The following is a 13,541-nucleotide window of genomic DNA, read 5'->3' on the forward strand; positions in this document are numbered from 1 at the left end:
TAGCCCGGCGCAACCTAGCGGCTCAGAGAGGCTGGATGTTCGCAGCCTGCGGGCCCTTCTGGCCCTGCGTGACCTCGAACTCGACCTGCTGACCGTCGGTCAGCTCCTTGTAGCCCTGTCCCTGGATCGCCGAGTAGTGGGCGAAGACGTCCGGGCCGCCCCCGTCCGGGGCGATGAAGCCGAAGCCCTTCTCTGCGTTGAACCACTTCACGGTGCCAGTAGCCATGCTGTATTTCCTCCGAAAAGCTTCCTCGGCCCCACGTGGGCCGTGGGCCTAACCCTTCCTTACGCGTCAACTCCTGTCCATTCGACCCGTCGGAAAAACTGCAAAGACGTGGCGCAGATCAGAAGTAACGCGCGATACCGACGCATCAGGGAGTTTGTCCGCGCAGCGCGTCAGGGCCATGGACTGCGTTGCGGGGGTGGTTCGTCGCCCGTGCGGTCGGCGGCCGGAAGCCAGAGTACGAACGTACTGCCCGTCCCGACCGCGGAGAAAGCCGCGACGGAGCCGCCGTGGGATTCGGTGATCTGCCGGACGATCGCGAGGCCCAGCCCGGTGCGGCGCTCGCGCGACGAGCTCCGTCCGTTCGGCGCCCGCCAGAACCGGTCGAACACGCGGGGAAGGTCCTCCTGCGCGATGCCCGGCCCTTCGTCGGCGACCGCCGCCCACAGCCACGACCCGGACCGGCCGGTGGCCACCGTGACGGTGGATCCCTCCGGGGCGAGGCGCAGCGCGTTGGAGAGCAAGTTGCCGACCGCGCGCCGCAGCGCGTCCGCGTCACCGACCAGGCGCAGGCCGGGCACGGTCGCGTACCGGAGCCGGATCGGACGGTCGTCGAGCGAGGCCTCCTCCCCGGCTTCCCTGGCGACCGCGGCGAGATCCACATCGGTCTCGACCGCGGCGTCCGCGTCCCGGCGCGCGGTCGCCAGCAGGTCCTCGACCAGGCGCGACATCCGCGACGTGGCGCGGTCGACGACCGCGACCGCCCGCTGCCGCTCGTCCGGCGTCGCGTCGGGGTCGGTCAGCGACGCGTCCAGGTGGGTACGGATGATCGCCAGCGGGCTGCGCAGCTCGTGGGAGGCATCGTCGATCAGTTGACGCTGCGCCGAGAACGCGTCCTCGAGGCGGTCGAGCATCGAGTCGATCGTGTCGCCGAGCTCCCGCAGCTCGTCGTGCGGTCCGTGCAGCCGGATCCGGCGGGACAGGTCGGTGGCCTGGATGTCCCGCGCGGCCCTGGCGATCGCGCCGACCGGCCGCAGCACCCGCCCGGAGAGCACCCAGCCGATGCCGAGGCTCGCCACGAACAGCCCACCGAGCGCGATCAGCGAGTACGTGCGCAGGTTCTGCAGCGTGTTGTAGTTGACCGCGGCCTCGATCTCGCTGACCTCGGCCACGGTGGTCGTCCCGAGGAGCTCCCACTCGGCGCCGTAGACCTTGGCGGTCCGCTGGGTGATCGGCTGCGGCTCGGTCGTCTGCGCCACCGCGATGTAGGTGACGCCGAGCGCGGTGCCGGCCAGCGCGAAGAGCAGCGTCGAGTAGATCACCGTGAGCCGGAACCGGATCGAGCGGAACACCTCGGGCCGCCTCACCAGCCACCGTCCCGGAGCCGGTAACCCCGCCCGACCACGGTCTCGATCGACCCGTCGCCGAGCTTGCGCCGCAGCGTCCCGACCGTGACCCGGACCGTCTGGGTGAACGGGTCGGCGTTGGCGTCCCAGACGTGCTCGAGCAGCTCCTCACTGGAGACCACGAGGCCGGGCCTGGTCATCAGGTACTCACACACGCCGAACTCCTTGCGGGTCAGCGTCAGCGGCTCGCCGCGCAGCGTCGCGGTGTGCCGGGCGGTGTCCAGCGCCAGGTCGCCGACGGCGAGCGTCGCCGTGGTGCCGCTGGTGTCGCGGCGGAGCAACGCCCGGATCCGGGCCAGCAGCTCGGCCAGGTGGAACGGCTTGACCAGGTAGTCGTCTGCGCCCTCGTCCAGGCCACGGACCCGGTCGCGCAGCCCGCCACGGGCGGTGAGCATCAGCACGCGCAGGTCGCCGTCGCCCGGCGTCGTCAGCTCACCGGTGCGCAGCGACCGGCACAGCGCGAACCCGTCGCCGTCGGGCAGGTTGACGTCGAGCAGCATCAGGTCGTACGCGTGGACGGTGAGCCGGTCGGCGGCCTCGGTCGCGTCGGTGGCGACGTCGACGGCGTAGCCGGTGCGGGACAGGCCGACGCGCAGACCCTCGGCCAGGTCCTCTTCGTCCTCGACCACCAAGAGCCTCATGCTCCAACTATCCCCGGGCGATCAGCGTGGTGGCGACTTGCTGCACGCGGTCGATCGGGATCGCGAACCCGATCCCGATCGAGCCACCGCCCTCCAGCGTCGCGATCGCGGTGTTGACGCCCACGACGTCGCCGCGCGCGTTGACCAGCGGGCCACCGGAGTTGCCGGGGTTGATCGACGCGTCGGTCTGCACGGCCGACTGCCGCACCGCACCGCCGAGCCGCACCTCCCGGTCCAGCGCGCTGACGATGCCGGCGGTCACGGTGCCGGACAGTCCGAGCGGCGAGCCGACCGCGAGAACCGGCTCGCCGACCCGGGTCCGGCCGAGGTCGGCGAGGCCGAGCGGGCGTAACGCGGGCGACGGATCGACCCGCAGCACCGCGATGTCGCTGCTCGGGTCGGTGCCGATCACCTCGGCGCGCAGCCGGCGCCCGTCCGAGCCGACGACGTACACCGATCCACCGCCCTCGGCCGCGACGACGTGGTTGTTCGTGACGACGTGGCCGCGGTCGTCGAAGACGAAGCCGGACCCGGACGAACCACCCGATCCGGTGCGGACCTGCACGGAGACGACACCCGGGAGAGCCCGGCTGGCCGCGGCGACCAGATCGGACGGGATGCCGGTCGTCGCGACCGCGGCGGGTGGCTGCTCGTCCGCCCCCGCGACGTACCCGGCGACGCCGCCGGTGCCCGTCGAGAGCAGGACCACCGCCACGCCGGCTGCGGCGACCAGCGGCCAGCGGCGGCGGGTGCCCGGCGGTGCGATCGGCACATAGGGCGGTGGTGCGAGGAGGTGCGGGGAGACGAAGTGCGGTCCCCTCGGTGATCCCAGTCCGGACATGAGCGATCCCCTCACGGAAGGCGGGCGAACCAGAACAGGGAGGCGACCGCAGCGAGCACGGCCAGCACCAGGCCGACGCCGATGAACCGCGCCGAGACGTCCTGGACCTCGGTGTCGTAGCCGATCAAGCTGCCGATGTCGGAGTACGCGTCGCGCAGCTCGTCGGCGTCGCCGGCCTGGAAGTAGGAGCCACCGGTCGCGCCGGCCACCGATTCGAGGGTCTGGCCGTCGACCGGCACCGGCTGGGCGCCGGTGCCGAGACCGCTGCCGGCGTCGATCGTTCCGTCGGCGGTGCCGAACGCGATCGTGTCCACCGGAACGCCTTGCTCGGCGGCGAGCCTGGCCGCGTCGTCCGGGTTCTGACCGGCGGTGTTCGCACCGTCGGAGAGCACGACCACGCGCGCGGGCGGCGCGTCCTCGTCCCCCTCGGACGCCGACCGGATCTGGTCGAGGGAGGTCGCGATCGCGTCGCCGATCGCGGTACCCGACTGTCCGGCGCTGCCTTCGGCGAGCCGGTCGATTCCGGCGGCCACCGCGTCGTGGTCGGTCGAGGGCGGAACGAACACCGACGCGCTGCCGGCGAATCCGATCAGGCCGACGTTGAACTGCTCGGGCAGGTCGGCGACGAACTCCCGGGCCGCGTCCTTCGCGGCGGTCAGCCGGTCCGGGGCGACGTCGGGGGCGAGCATCGAGCGGGAGACGTCGACGGCGACCAGCACCGTGGCGCGCTCCCGGGGTACCTGGACCTCCGCCTGCGGCCGGGCGAAGCCCACCACCAGCAGGATCAGCATGACGAGGAAGAGGCTCGCCGGGACGTGCCGGCGCCAGGCCGGTTGCTGCGGCGCGACCCGGTCGAGCAGCTTGAGGTTGGTGAACCGGACGGCGTACCGGCTGCGGCGACGCTGCGCGAGCACGTACGCCGCCGCGAGCGCGGCGACGCCGAGCAGCAGCCACAGCCGCTCCGGGGAGAGCCAGTTCATGCGGTGGCACCTCCGGTGCTGATCGGTCGGTGAGCGGCACGGCCCAGGCGGCGTTGCGCGTAGACGTGCCGGACGATGTCGGCGACCCAGTCGCGGTCGGTGCGCAGGATCAGGTGTGCGGCCCCGGCCCGCCGCAGCGCACCGGCGATCGTGGCCTGCTGCTGCTGGGCGGCGGCCGCGTACCGTTCCCGCAGCGCCCGGGCGGCCGTCGCGACCTCGCGTCGCTGCCCGGTCTCCGGGTCGACGACGGTGAGCACGCCGACGTCCGGCAGTTCCAGTTCGCGCGGATCGACGACGTGCACCGCGAGGACCTGGTGACGGGCGGCCAGTCGCCGCAGCGGCTGTTCCCAGGCCGGTGCGCCCCGCCCCAGCCCGTCCTCGTCGAGGCCGTCGAGGAAGTCGGAGACGACCACGACCAGACCGCGGCGGGCCGTCCTGCGGTTCAGCTGCGTGAGCGCGTCCGGGAAGCCGGGGTCTCCGGAAGCCTCGGATCGGGGCGCGGCGAGCAGCGCCCGGAGGATGCCGAGCAGGTGGGTGCGGCCACTGCGCGCCGGGAAGCGGCGGACACCGTCCGGGTGCAGCAGGTGGGTGCCGAGCCGGTTGCCCGCACCGGCGGTGAGGAACCCGACCGCGGCCACGGCGGCGACCGTCAGCTCCCGCTTCTCGAGGTCACCGGTGCCGAAGTCCATGCTCGCGGTGGCGTCGGCGAGCACCCAGGTCGCCAGCTCCCGGTCGGCGTCGACGGTCCGGACGTGCGGCGTGGTGGTCCGGGCGGTGACCGCCCAGTCCATGCGGCGCACCTCGTCCTCACCCGGCTGGTACTCGCGGCTACCGGCGGCTTCGCTGCCGACGCCGGGCAGCAGCCCGAGGTAGGAGCCGTGCAGCAGTCCGTCGAGCCGCCGGGTGATCACCAGCTCCAGCCGACGGAGCCGCCGCTCCGGCGTCAGCTCGGCCGGGCTCATGCGGCCACTCCGAGCCCGGGGCCCGACGTTCCCTGCGCCGGGGCGATCGTCGGGCGCGGTACCACCTCGACGATCCGCCTGACCAGCGTCTCCGGTGGGACGCCGTCGGCGACCGCGTCGAACGCCAGCACCAGCCGGTGGGAGAGGACGTCCGGCGCGACGTCGAGGATGTCGCCGGGTAAGACGTAACCGCGGCCGCGCAGCAACGCCAGCGCCCGCCCCGCGGCCACCAGCCCGAGCGTCGCCCGAGGGCTGGCACCGTAGGCGAGCTGGCCGGCCACCTCAGGCAGGCCGAACCGCGCCGGGTCCCGGGTGGCGAACACCAGCCGGACGACGTACTCGGCCAGCGCGTGGTGCACGAACACGTCGCGGGCCCGCTCCTGCAGGCGGACGAGCGTCGTGGGGTCCAGTACGGACTGCGCGGCCGGCCGCACGCCGCCCATCCGGTAGAGGATCGCCAGCTCCTCGCGCTCGTCCGGGTAGCCCACGACGACGCGCATCAGGAACCGGTCGCGCTGGGCCTCCGGGAGCTGGTAGACGCCCTCGCTCTCGATCGGGTTCTGAGTGGCCAGCACCAGGAACGGGCGCGGTACCGGATAGGTGCGGCCACCGATCGAGACGTGGCCCTCGGCCATCACCTCCAGCAGCGCGGACTGCACCTTCGCCGGTGCCCGGTTGATCTCGTCGGCGAGCACCAGGTTGGCCATCACCGGCCCGAGCTCGACGTCGAAGCTTTCCTGGCTCGGCCGGTAGATCCGGGTGCCGAGGATGTCGGAGGGCACCAGGTCGGGGGTGAACTGGATCCGGCGGAAACTACCGCCGACCGCCGTCGCGAGCGTCTCGGCGGCGAGGGTCTTGGCGACGCCTGGCACGCCCTCCAGCAGGCAGTGTCCGCCGGCGAGCAGCGCGGTCAGCAGCCGCTCGACCAGCCGGTCCTGCCCGACGATGACCTTCTTGACCTCGAACAGCGTCTGCTCGAGCAAACGCGCGTCGGACTCCGGGGTGTGCTCTGTCATGGATCAAGCACAACAAGCCACACCGAAAACCAACCGAAGGCGCCGCTTCCGCCCGCCCGCGAGGGGTTGCGCCGCTGACGGTTGTCGCGCTCTCCGGGCCGCGCGGGCGCGGTTGTCGCATTCTCGCGGCGGCGCACGACGCTCGGCGGCGGGCGGGGCGCCGCGCGCTACGCGCCGGGGGCAGGACACGGCGGCCCACCCCCGGGGCGGGTCAGACGGCCGGGGCCACCGGGCGGCTCCACGCTTCGACGCAGCGCGCGGACGCGGTGAGCCCGAACGCCTCGATCGCCGCGCCCCACTCGCCGCCAGTGGTACCGAGCGTCGACAGCCGGATCCGCGGCGCGGCCCGCCACACCAGCAGCTCCGGCAGCGCGCGCTCCACCGGCCGGAGCAGCGCGTCACCGGCGAGCGCCAACCCACCTCCGAGCACGACCAGCGCCGGGTCGAGCACCATCGTCAGCGTGCTGACGCCGAGCGCGAGCGCGGTCACCGCCTCGTCCCAGACCTGGTCGGCGATCGGGTCCCGGCCGAGCAACCCAGCCACACCCCGTGCGGTGGCACCGTCGCGCCCACCGGCCGCCCGGTACCGGCGGGCGATCGCCGCGCCCGACGCGTACGCCTCGAGGCAGCCGCGCTTTCCGCACGGGCACGGCTCGCCGCCCGGGTAGACCGGCATGTGCCCGGCCTCCCCCGCGGCGCTGCCCGCGCCGCTGACCAGCGCGCCCTCGGTCACGACCGCCGCCGCGATCCCGGTGCCGAGCTGCAACAGCACGAAGTCCCCCGCACCGCGAGCCGCGCCCAGGTGTCGTTCGGCCCTCCCGGCCGCCCGCACGTCGTGGCCGACCGAGACCGGCAACCCCAGCGGACCCTCCAGCGCCGCCCGCAGGTCCAGGTCCCGCCAGCCCAGGTTCGACGCGTACGCGACCCGCCCGGTCCCGGCGTCGACCAGGCCGGGTGTCACCACTCCGGCGGCCAGCACGTCCAGCCCGTCGGCGAGCGCGTCGGCGCGCAACGCGTCGATCAGCGTCCGGATCACCGCGACCGTGTCGTCGCCCCCCGCGCTCGGCGCCGTGCGGTGGTACCGCCGCGACCCCCGGTCGTCGACCACGGAGGCCTTGACCGTGGTGCCTCCCACATCGACGGCGACGACCGCGGTGGTCATCGGTCCCCCAGCGCGGTCAGCACGGCCCGCACCTCGTCCGCCGAGGTCCGGTCCCGGCCCCCCACCGGCGCCATCGCGCGCAGGTGCACCTCCGGCACGCCGGTGTGCGCGACCAGCGCCGCGACGTTGGGTGACCGCACCGACCCGCCCGCGAGGACCGCGAGCCGACCGTCGGCGTGCTCGACCAGAGCCCGGAGCCGGTCGCGGCCCTCCGCGGCGGTGCCAGGACCTCCCCCGGTGAGCACCCGGCGCACGCCCAGCCCGGCCAGCGTGTCCAGCGCTTCGAACTGGTCGTCCACCTGGTCGAACGCGCGGCTGAACGTCACCGGCGCACCACCGCACTCCGCGAGCAGCTCGGACAGCGCCGGAACGTCCACCCGCCCGGACGGCGTCAGCCCGGACAGCACGAACCCCACCCGCGGATACCGCGCGAACGTCCGGATGTCGAACCGCATCACCCGCACCTCGTCGGCGGAGTACACGAAGTCCCCGCCGCGCGGCCGGATCAGCACCTGGACGCCGACCCGCGACGTCGCCCCGACGACGGCGTCCAGCATGCCGTGGCTCGGCGTGATACCGCCCTCCAGCAGGTCGGCGCAGAGCTCGATCCGGTCCGCGCCGCAGGCCTCCGCGATCCTGGCCCCGTCGACGTCGTCCACGCAGATCTCGACGAGCGTCACCGCGGCCCGACCGAAGCGAGCTCCGCCACGTCGACGCCGAGCCGGATCCGGCCGACCGGCCGGCCGCCGCCGAGCACCGGCACCTCCGCGAGGTCACCCGCGTCGGACGTGTCGACACCGAGCGCGGTCAGCGCCGCGACCGCGAGCATCGTGGTGGCCCGCGGCGAACCGTCGAGGACCTTCATCGCGACCGCACGGCCGTCCGCCGCGGCCGCGATCAGGACGCCCTCGGCCCCGCCCTTCGCGACGACGCCGGGCACCCGGCGCATCAGCTCGGTGTTCACGTGCCCGGTCCCGGCGACGTAGAACGGCTCGGCGCGCATGGCGTCGGCGACCACCCGCTCCGGCGTCCCTCCGGCAGCGGTCACCAGCCGGGACGCGGCACGCGCCAGGCCGAGCGTGGTGGTGCCGAAGAGCGGCGCTCCGCAGCCGTCGGTGGTCACGTGGGTCACCGGCCCACCGCTGGCCTCCTCGATCGCGGCGCGGACGCGCTGCTGCACCGGATGGTCGGCGTCCAGGTATCCGGCCACGTCCCAGCCGTTGCGCACGGAGGCCGCGAGCATCGCCGCGTGCTTGCCGGAACAGTTCATCCGGATCCGCTCGGGCGGCGACCCGGCGGCGATCAGCCGATCCCGCGTCGGAACGTTCTCCGGCCGGTCCGGCGGGCAGCCGAGGGCGTCCTCGCCGAGCCCGGCCGACGCCAGGATCTCCCGGACCACGGCGACGTGGGCGTCCTCGCCGGTGTGGCTGCCCGCGGACAACGCGGTGCCCGCGGCGTCCAGCTCCAGGCCGAGCGCGCGGCAGGCGACCGCCTGCCACGGCTTCACCGACGAGCGCGGCAGGATCGGCGCGTCCGGGTCGCCGGCCGCGAACGCGACCCGGCCGTCCGCGGAGAGCGCGACCAGCGTGCCGTGGTGGCGGCTCTCCGCAAACCCGTCGCGTTCGACGACGGCCAGCTCAGCAAGGTCACTCATGGGGTCTTCTCCGGAACGGGGGCGGCGGTGCGCCGCCGGGTGAACGTCTGCAGACGGTGGGCGGCGCCCGACAGCGACAGGTTGCAGACCAGGTAAACGAGCGTGACGACGAGGTACGTCTGGACGAGCAGGTGGTTGTAGGCGGCGAGCACCTGGGCGCGGTACAGCAGCTCGGTGAACGCGACGATGTAGCCGAGCGAGGTGTCCTTGAGCAGACTGACCAGCTGGGACACCACCGACGGCGCGACCGCGCGCAGGGCCTGCGGAAGCACGACCAGCCGCATCGCCTGGGTCCGGGTCATCCCGAGGCTCAGCGCGGCCTCGTTCTGCCCGCGCGGCATGCTGACGATCCCGGCCCGGAAGATCTCCGCGAACGCGGCGCTGTTGGCCACGGTCAGCGGCAGCACGAGCTTCCAGAGCAGCGGCAAATTCAGCCCGTACGCCGGCAACGCGAACAGCGTCACGTAGATCAGCAGCAGGACCGGAAGCGTCCGCGCGATCTCGATGTAGGTCGCGGCCAGCCAGCGGATCGGGCGCACCGGGGAGAGCCGGGCGAGCGCCAGCACCAACCCGAACGCCGCACCCAGCACCGCGACCAGGGCCGCGGCCTGCAGCGTGCCCCGCAGACCGACCAGCAGGTACTCCCAGATCGGCCACTCGCCGAACGGACGCCACTTGTCGGCGTCCAGCTGGCCGTGCGACGCGAACTGCTGCAGCGCGAGCCCGACCACCACGGCCAGCACGACGACGGTGACGGCCGACGCGATCCGGATCCGGCGCCGCCCCCGCGGCCCGGGTTCGTCGAAGAGAACAGACGCGCTCATCGGTGCCCCCTGCTCTTCACGCAAGCGCTCATCGGACGATCGCCACCCGACGCTCCACCACGCCGGTCGACAGCCCGATCACGAGCGCGAGCGCCATGTAGGCGAGCCCGGCGCCGACGAAGATCGGGATCGGCTGGGCGTGCACGAGGTTGACCTTGTTCGCGCTGGCGGTCAGCTCGACCACGCCGACGGCCGCGGCGAGCGAGGTGTTCATGACCAGCGCGATCATCACGTTGCCGACCGGCTGGACGACGGCGCGCAGCGCTTGCGGCAGGATCACCAGCCGCAGCGACTGGAAGAACGTCAGGCCCAGTGCGCGCGCGGCCTCCGCCTGGCCCATCGACACCGTGTTGATGCCGCTGCGCACCGCCTCGGCGACGTACGCGGCCTCGTAGATCACCAGCACGACGACGGCCGTGGTGGTCAGCGGCAGCAGCAGCCCGATGTCCGGGAGCGCGAACACGAACAGCACGAGCAGCGCGAGCGCCGGCACGTTGAGGAAGAACTGCACGTAGCCGAACGCGAGGCCACGCAGGATCGGCACCGGGCTGACCCGGGCCGCGGTGACCACGACGCCGAGCAGCAGCGCGCCGACGCCGGCGACGACGGTCATCCAGAGCGTCGTCCACAGCCCGTCCAGCAGCGCGGGCAAATTGTCGAGCAGGACGTTCACGCACTCCTCCAGACGAGGAGGTGCCGGGGCCGCGGCCCCGGCACCGAACACATCAGGACCCGGGAACCGAACCGATCGCCGGCGGCTGCGGTGCCTCCGACTTCACGACGGTGCCGAGCGAGGCCTTCCAGACGTCGGCCCAGAGGCCCTGCTTCTGGATCGTGGTCAGCCAGGTGTTGACGAACTGCTTCATCGCCTCGTCACCGTGCTTCAGGCCGATGCCGTACGGCTCCTCGGTGAACGGGTTGCCGACGACCGTGATGTCCTTGTTGGACGCGGCGTTGCTCGCAAGCAGCGTGATGTCCTGGACGTACGCGTCACCGCGGCCCTGGGTGAGCGCCTGGACGGCCTGCGGGTCGGTGCCGAACTGGATCACCTTCGCGGTCGGGACCCGCTTCGGGATCTCGGTGACCGCCGGGGTGTTCGCGCCGACGATCACCGTCTTGCCCGCCAGGTCGTCGATGCTCTTGATCTCGGTGTTGCCGGTCTTCACCGCGACCGCCAGCCCGGAGGAGAAGTACGGCCCGGCGAACGTGACCTGCTTCGCCCGCTCCTCGGTGATCGTGTACGTGTTGAAGACGACGTCGACGGTGCCGTTGGCGAGGAGGGCCTCGCGCGTCTCGGTGGCCGGCGGCACGATCTCGACGCTCGGCTTGCCGAGGATGTAGATCGCGAGCGCCTTGGCCAGGTCGGCGTCGAAGCCGGTGACGTTCTCCGGGTTCGACGGGTCCTGCTGGGAGAGCAGCGGAGCGTCCAGCGCCTCGGCGACGACCAGCTTGCCGCGCTTCTTGATCTTCTCCATCGTCGAGCCGGGCAGGATCGCCGCGGCGTCCGCGACCGGAGCGTCGGCGAAGAGGTCCGTGGAGGCGGAACTCGCGGCCGGGGGAACCGCGGAGGAGTCCGAGTCGGAGCCGCCGCCGCAGGCGGCCAGCGCGAGCGTCGCGACGGCGACCACCGCGGTGAGCAGCGAGGTCCGCGAGCGGCGGACACGGGCGGCGGTGAGGGCACGCCTTCTGGGCGCCATCTGTCTTTCCTTCCTGCCGCCTGGTGGCGGCGGGTGTGCAGTGGGGGTTTGGCGGTCCGGCGGCTGCCGGAAGCTTCCGGGCCCGAGGGCGTCAGTGGCTCAGCACCTTCGCGAGGAAGGTGCGGGCGCGCTCGCTGCGGGCGTCGGTGAAGAACTCGTCCGGCGAACCGGACTCGACGATCTGTCCGGAGTCCATGAAGACGACGCGGTCGGCCGCGCGGCGGGCGAACCCCATCTCGTGCGTCACCACGACCATCGTCATGCCGTCGGCGGCGAGCCCGACCATCACGTCGAGCACCTCGCTGACCATCTCGGGGTCGAGCGCCGACGTGGGCTCGTCGAACAGCATCACCTTGGGGCGCATCGCCAGCGCGCGGGCGATCGCCGCCCGCTGCTGCTGGCCGCCGGAGAGCTGCGCCGGGTACTTACCGGCCTGATCGGCGATGCCGACCCGCTCCAGGAGCTCCAGCCCGTCCGCCCGGGCGCGCGCCTTGTCGCGCTTGCCGACGTGGATGGGGCCGAGCGCGACGTTGTCCAGGATCGTGCGGTGGCCGAACAGGTTGAACGACTGGAAGACCATGCCGACCTCCGACCGCAGCCGGGCCAGCTCGCGCCCCTCCCGGGGCAGCGGACGGCCGTCGATGCGGACCTCGCCGGACGTCACCGTCTCCAGCCGGTTGAGGCAGCGGCACAACGTCGACTTGCCGGACCCGGACGGCCCGACGACCACGACCACCTCGCCGGCGGCGACCTCCAGGTTGACGTCGCGCAGGACGTGAGCGTCGCCGAAGTGCTTGTTCACGGCGGTCACCTCGATCATCGCGGTCACGCCGTCACCTCCCGTCCCACAGCAGTTCATCCAGCACGGCGAACCGTAAGTCCAATTCTCGAAGCAAGTCAATCGGCAATCGAAGATTTACTCCGAACCTGGTACAACCATGGGGTGCAGCCGGATCCTGTCGCCCCTGACTCCCCGGGAGCCGTCCTCCGCCTGGTGCGCTCGGGTCAGGCCGCCTCCCGGTCGGACATCGCGCGGCTGACCCACGTATCGGCGTCCACCGCGGCCACCCGCGTCGAAGCCCTGATCGGGCTCGGCTTCCTGCACGAAACCGGCGCCGGGCGTTCGCGCGGCGGGACCCGGCCGCGCCGCCTGGAACTGCGTACCGACGCCGGGACCGTGGCCGCCGCCGACCTGGGCGCCAACCATGCGTCGCTGGCGCTGTTCGACCTGGGCGGCACACTGCTGAGCGAACGTCTGCTCCCGATGGACATCGCCGAGGGTCCGGAGCGGGTGCTCGCCTGGGTGGTCGGTCAGATCCGCGAGATGAGCGACGCGGCACCGGCGCCGCTGGCCGGGCTCACCGTCGGCGTTCCCGGACCGGTCGACTTCCGCGCGGGTCGCGTCGTCTCGCCGTCCCGGATGCCGGGCTGGAACGGCGCGGACGTGCCGGGGGTGGCGGGGGCGCTGATCGACGTGCCGGTGCTGGTGGAGAACGACGCGAACCTGATGGCGCTCGGCGAGTTCTCGGCCGCTCCGGACGGCTGCGAGCACCTGGTGTTCCTCAAGGCCGGCTCGGGCATCGGCTGCGGCGTCATCGCGTCGGGACAGTTGCACCGTGGCGCCCGCGGCGCGGCCGGCGACATCAGCCACGCGCCCGTCTCCGACCAGCAGGACGTGCCGTGCTCCTGCGGGCGCACCGGTTGCTTGGACGCGGTGGCGAGTGGTGCCGCGCTCGCGCGCCGACTGCACGCGGCCGGGTTCGACGTGCACAGCACGTCCGGGGTGGTCGAGATCGCGCGGAACGCGGAGCCGGTGTCCGCGCGGATGTTCCGGGACGCCGGGCGCGCGACCGCCGACGTGCTGGCGACGATCGTCAACTTCTTCAACCCGGACACGCTCGTGCTCGGCGGGCAGCTCAGCCAGGCCGAGCCCTACGTGGCGAACATCCGCTCGACCCTCTACGAGCGGTGCCTGCCGATGGCGGTGGAGAAGCTGGTGATCGCGCCGAGCCGGGCGGGGCGGCTGGCGGGTGTGATCGGCGGTGGCCGGCTGATGCTGGAGCACCTGTTCGACCCCCGGCGGGTCAACGCGCTGGTGTCCTGACACCCCGCGGCGGGCGTGGCCGGCACCGGCA

General features: G+C 73.0%; 15 protein-coding genes. 1 reads left to right on the forward strand and 14 read right to left on the reverse strand.

Going from position 1 to position 13,541, the window contains the following annotated elements; all coding sequences use genetic code 11:
* Nucleotides 1-22: 22 nt before the first annotated feature.
* The 14 genes from ABEB28_RS19870 to ABEB28_RS19935 all read right to left on the reverse strand — a co-directional run bounded on the left by ABEB28_RS19870 (nucleotide 23) and on the right by ABEB28_RS19935 (nucleotide 12,226).
* Nucleotides 23-226 (reverse strand): cold-shock protein, encoded by a 204-nt coding sequence (locus ABEB28_RS19870; RefSeq protein ID WP_345729647.1) that lies wholly within the window; start codon nucleotides 224-226, stop codon nucleotides 23-25.
* 170 nt (nucleotides 227-396) lie between these two features.
* Complete coding sequence (locus ABEB28_RS19875; protein ID WP_345729648.1) at nucleotides 397-1,590, reverse strand: sensor histidine kinase; 1,194 nt, start codon at nucleotides 1,588-1,590, stop codon at nucleotides 397-399.
* On the reverse strand, nucleotides 1,587-2,270 hold the full coding sequence (locus ABEB28_RS19880; RefSeq protein WP_345729649.1) for a response regulator transcription factor: 684 nt from the start codon (nucleotides 2,268-2,270) through the stop codon (nucleotides 1,587-1,589). The genes ABEB28_RS19875 and ABEB28_RS19880 overlap by 4 nt, the downstream gene beginning before the upstream one ends.
* Nucleotides 2,271-2,277: 7 nt before the next feature.
* Nucleotides 2,278-3,111: a S1C family serine protease gene (locus tag ABEB28_RS19885; RefSeq protein WP_345729650.1), complete on the reverse strand. Its 834-nt coding sequence runs from the start codon at nucleotides 3,109-3,111 to the stop codon at nucleotides 2,278-2,280.
* Between the two features lie 11 nt (nucleotides 3,112-3,122).
* Nucleotides 3,123-4,091: a VWA domain-containing protein gene (locus ABEB28_RS19890; RefSeq protein WP_345729651.1), complete on the reverse strand. Its 969-nt coding sequence runs from the start codon at nucleotides 4,089-4,091 to the stop codon at nucleotides 3,123-3,125.
* Nucleotides 4,088-5,053, reverse strand: a complete 966-nt coding sequence (locus ABEB28_RS19895) for a DUF58 domain-containing protein (protein ID WP_345729652.1) — start codon at nucleotides 5,051-5,053, stop codon at nucleotides 4,088-4,090. The genes ABEB28_RS19890 and ABEB28_RS19895 overlap by 4 nt, the downstream gene beginning before the upstream one ends.
* Nucleotides 5,050-6,069: an AAA family ATPase gene (locus ABEB28_RS19900; protein WP_345729653.1), complete on the reverse strand. Its 1,020-nt coding sequence runs from the start codon at nucleotides 6,067-6,069 to the stop codon at nucleotides 5,050-5,052. The genes ABEB28_RS19895 and ABEB28_RS19900 overlap by 4 nt, the downstream gene beginning before the upstream one ends.
* A gap of 211 nt (nucleotides 6,070-6,280) precedes the next feature.
* Nucleotides 6,281-7,231 carry an ROK family protein gene (locus tag ABEB28_RS19905; RefSeq protein WP_345729654.1) on the reverse strand — a complete coding sequence of 317 codons (951 nt, stop codon included), beginning with the start codon at nucleotides 7,229-7,231 and terminating at the stop codon, nucleotides 6,281-6,283.
* Nucleotides 7,228-7,911, reverse strand: coding sequence for a copper homeostasis protein CutC (locus tag ABEB28_RS19910; protein ID WP_345729655.1), 684 nt, complete (start codon nucleotides 7,909-7,911; stop codon nucleotides 7,228-7,230). The genes ABEB28_RS19905 and ABEB28_RS19910 overlap by 4 nt, the downstream gene beginning before the upstream one ends.
* On the reverse strand, nucleotides 7,908-8,885 hold the full coding sequence (locus ABEB28_RS19915; protein ID WP_345729656.1) for an asparaginase: 978 nt from the start codon (nucleotides 8,883-8,885) through the stop codon (nucleotides 7,908-7,910). Before ABEB28_RS19915 ends, ABEB28_RS19910 begins: the two co-directional genes overlap by 4 nt.
* Complete coding sequence (locus ABEB28_RS19920) at nucleotides 8,882-9,709, reverse strand: amino acid ABC transporter permease (RefSeq protein WP_345729657.1); 828 nt, start codon at nucleotides 9,707-9,709, stop codon at nucleotides 8,882-8,884. Before ABEB28_RS19920 ends, ABEB28_RS19915 begins: the two co-directional genes overlap by 4 nt.
* A 28-nt stretch (nucleotides 9,710-9,737) precedes the next feature.
* Nucleotides 9,738-10,382, reverse strand: a complete 645-nt coding sequence (locus tag ABEB28_RS19925; protein ID WP_345729658.1) for an amino acid ABC transporter permease — start codon at nucleotides 10,380-10,382, stop codon at nucleotides 9,738-9,740.
* Between the two features lie 52 nt (nucleotides 10,383-10,434).
* Complete coding sequence (locus tag ABEB28_RS19930) at nucleotides 10,435-11,406, reverse strand: glutamate ABC transporter substrate-binding protein (protein WP_345729659.1); 972 nt, start codon at nucleotides 11,404-11,406, stop codon at nucleotides 10,435-10,437.
* A gap of 91 nt (nucleotides 11,407-11,497) precedes the next feature.
* Nucleotides 11,498-12,226, reverse strand: a complete 729-nt coding sequence (locus tag ABEB28_RS19935) for an amino acid ABC transporter ATP-binding protein (protein ID WP_345729689.1) — start codon at nucleotides 12,224-12,226, stop codon at nucleotides 11,498-11,500.
* A 123-nt stretch (nucleotides 12,227-12,349) separates the two neighbouring features.
* On the opposite strand from ABEB28_RS19935, the gene ABEB28_RS19940 reads away from it, so the two are divergent.
* The gene (locus ABEB28_RS19940) at nucleotides 12,350-13,510 is read left to right on the forward strand and encodes an ROK family transcriptional regulator (RefSeq protein ID WP_345729660.1); all 1,161 of its coding nucleotides are present in this window, start codon (nucleotides 12,350-12,352) and stop codon (nucleotides 13,508-13,510) included.
* The last annotated feature ends 31 nt before the right edge of the window (nucleotides 13,511-13,541 follow it).

The sequence above is a fragment of the Cryptosporangium minutisporangium genome (assembly GCF_039536245.1).
Lineage (GTDB): Bacteria > Actinomycetota > Actinomycetes > Mycobacteriales > Cryptosporangiaceae > Cryptosporangium > Cryptosporangium minutisporangium.

Excerpts from the sequence above, each read along its gene's own strand:
- ABEB28_RS19870 (WP_345729647.1), bottom strand. The coding sequence starts at position 226 with ATGGCTACTGGCACCGTGAAGTGGTTCAACGCAGAGAAGGGCTTCGGC.
- ABEB28_RS19880 (WP_345729649.1), bottom strand. The coding sequence starts at position 2,270 with ATGAGGCTCTTGGTGGTCGAGGACGAAGAGGACCTGGCCGAGGGTCTG.
- ABEB28_RS19885 (WP_345729650.1), bottom strand. The coding sequence starts at position 3,111 with ATGTCCGGACTGGGATCACCGAGGGGACCGCACTTCGTCTCCCCGCAC.
- ABEB28_RS19890 (WP_345729651.1), bottom strand. The coding sequence starts at position 4,091 with ATGAACTGGCTCTCCCCGGAGCGGCTGTGGCTGCTGCTCGGCGTCGCC.
- ABEB28_RS19895 (WP_345729652.1), bottom strand. The coding sequence starts at position 5,053 with ATGAGCCCGGCCGAGCTGACGCCGGAGCGGCGGCTCCGTCGGCTGGAG.
- ABEB28_RS19900 (WP_345729653.1), bottom strand. The coding sequence starts at position 6,069 with ATGACAGAGCACACCCCGGAGTCCGACGCGCGTTTGCTCGAGCAGACG.
- ABEB28_RS19905 (WP_345729654.1), bottom strand. The coding sequence starts at position 7,231 with ATGACCACCGCGGTCGTCGCCGTCGATGTGGGAGGCACCACGGTCAAG.
- ABEB28_RS19915 (WP_345729656.1), bottom strand. The coding sequence starts at position 8,885 with ATGAGTGACCTTGCTGAGCTGGCCGTCGTCGAACGCGACGGGTTTGCG.
- ABEB28_RS19920 (WP_345729657.1), bottom strand. The coding sequence starts at position 9,709 with ATGAGCGCGTCTGTTCTCTTCGACGAACCCGGGCCGCGGGGGCGGCGC.
- ABEB28_RS19930 (WP_345729659.1), bottom strand. The coding sequence starts at position 11,406 with ATGGCGCCCAGAAGGCGTGCCCTCACCGCCGCCCGTGTCCGCCGCTCG.
- ABEB28_RS19935 (WP_345729689.1), bottom strand. The coding sequence starts at position 12,226 with ATGATCGAGGTGACCGCCGTGAACAAGCACTTCGGCGACGCTCACGTC.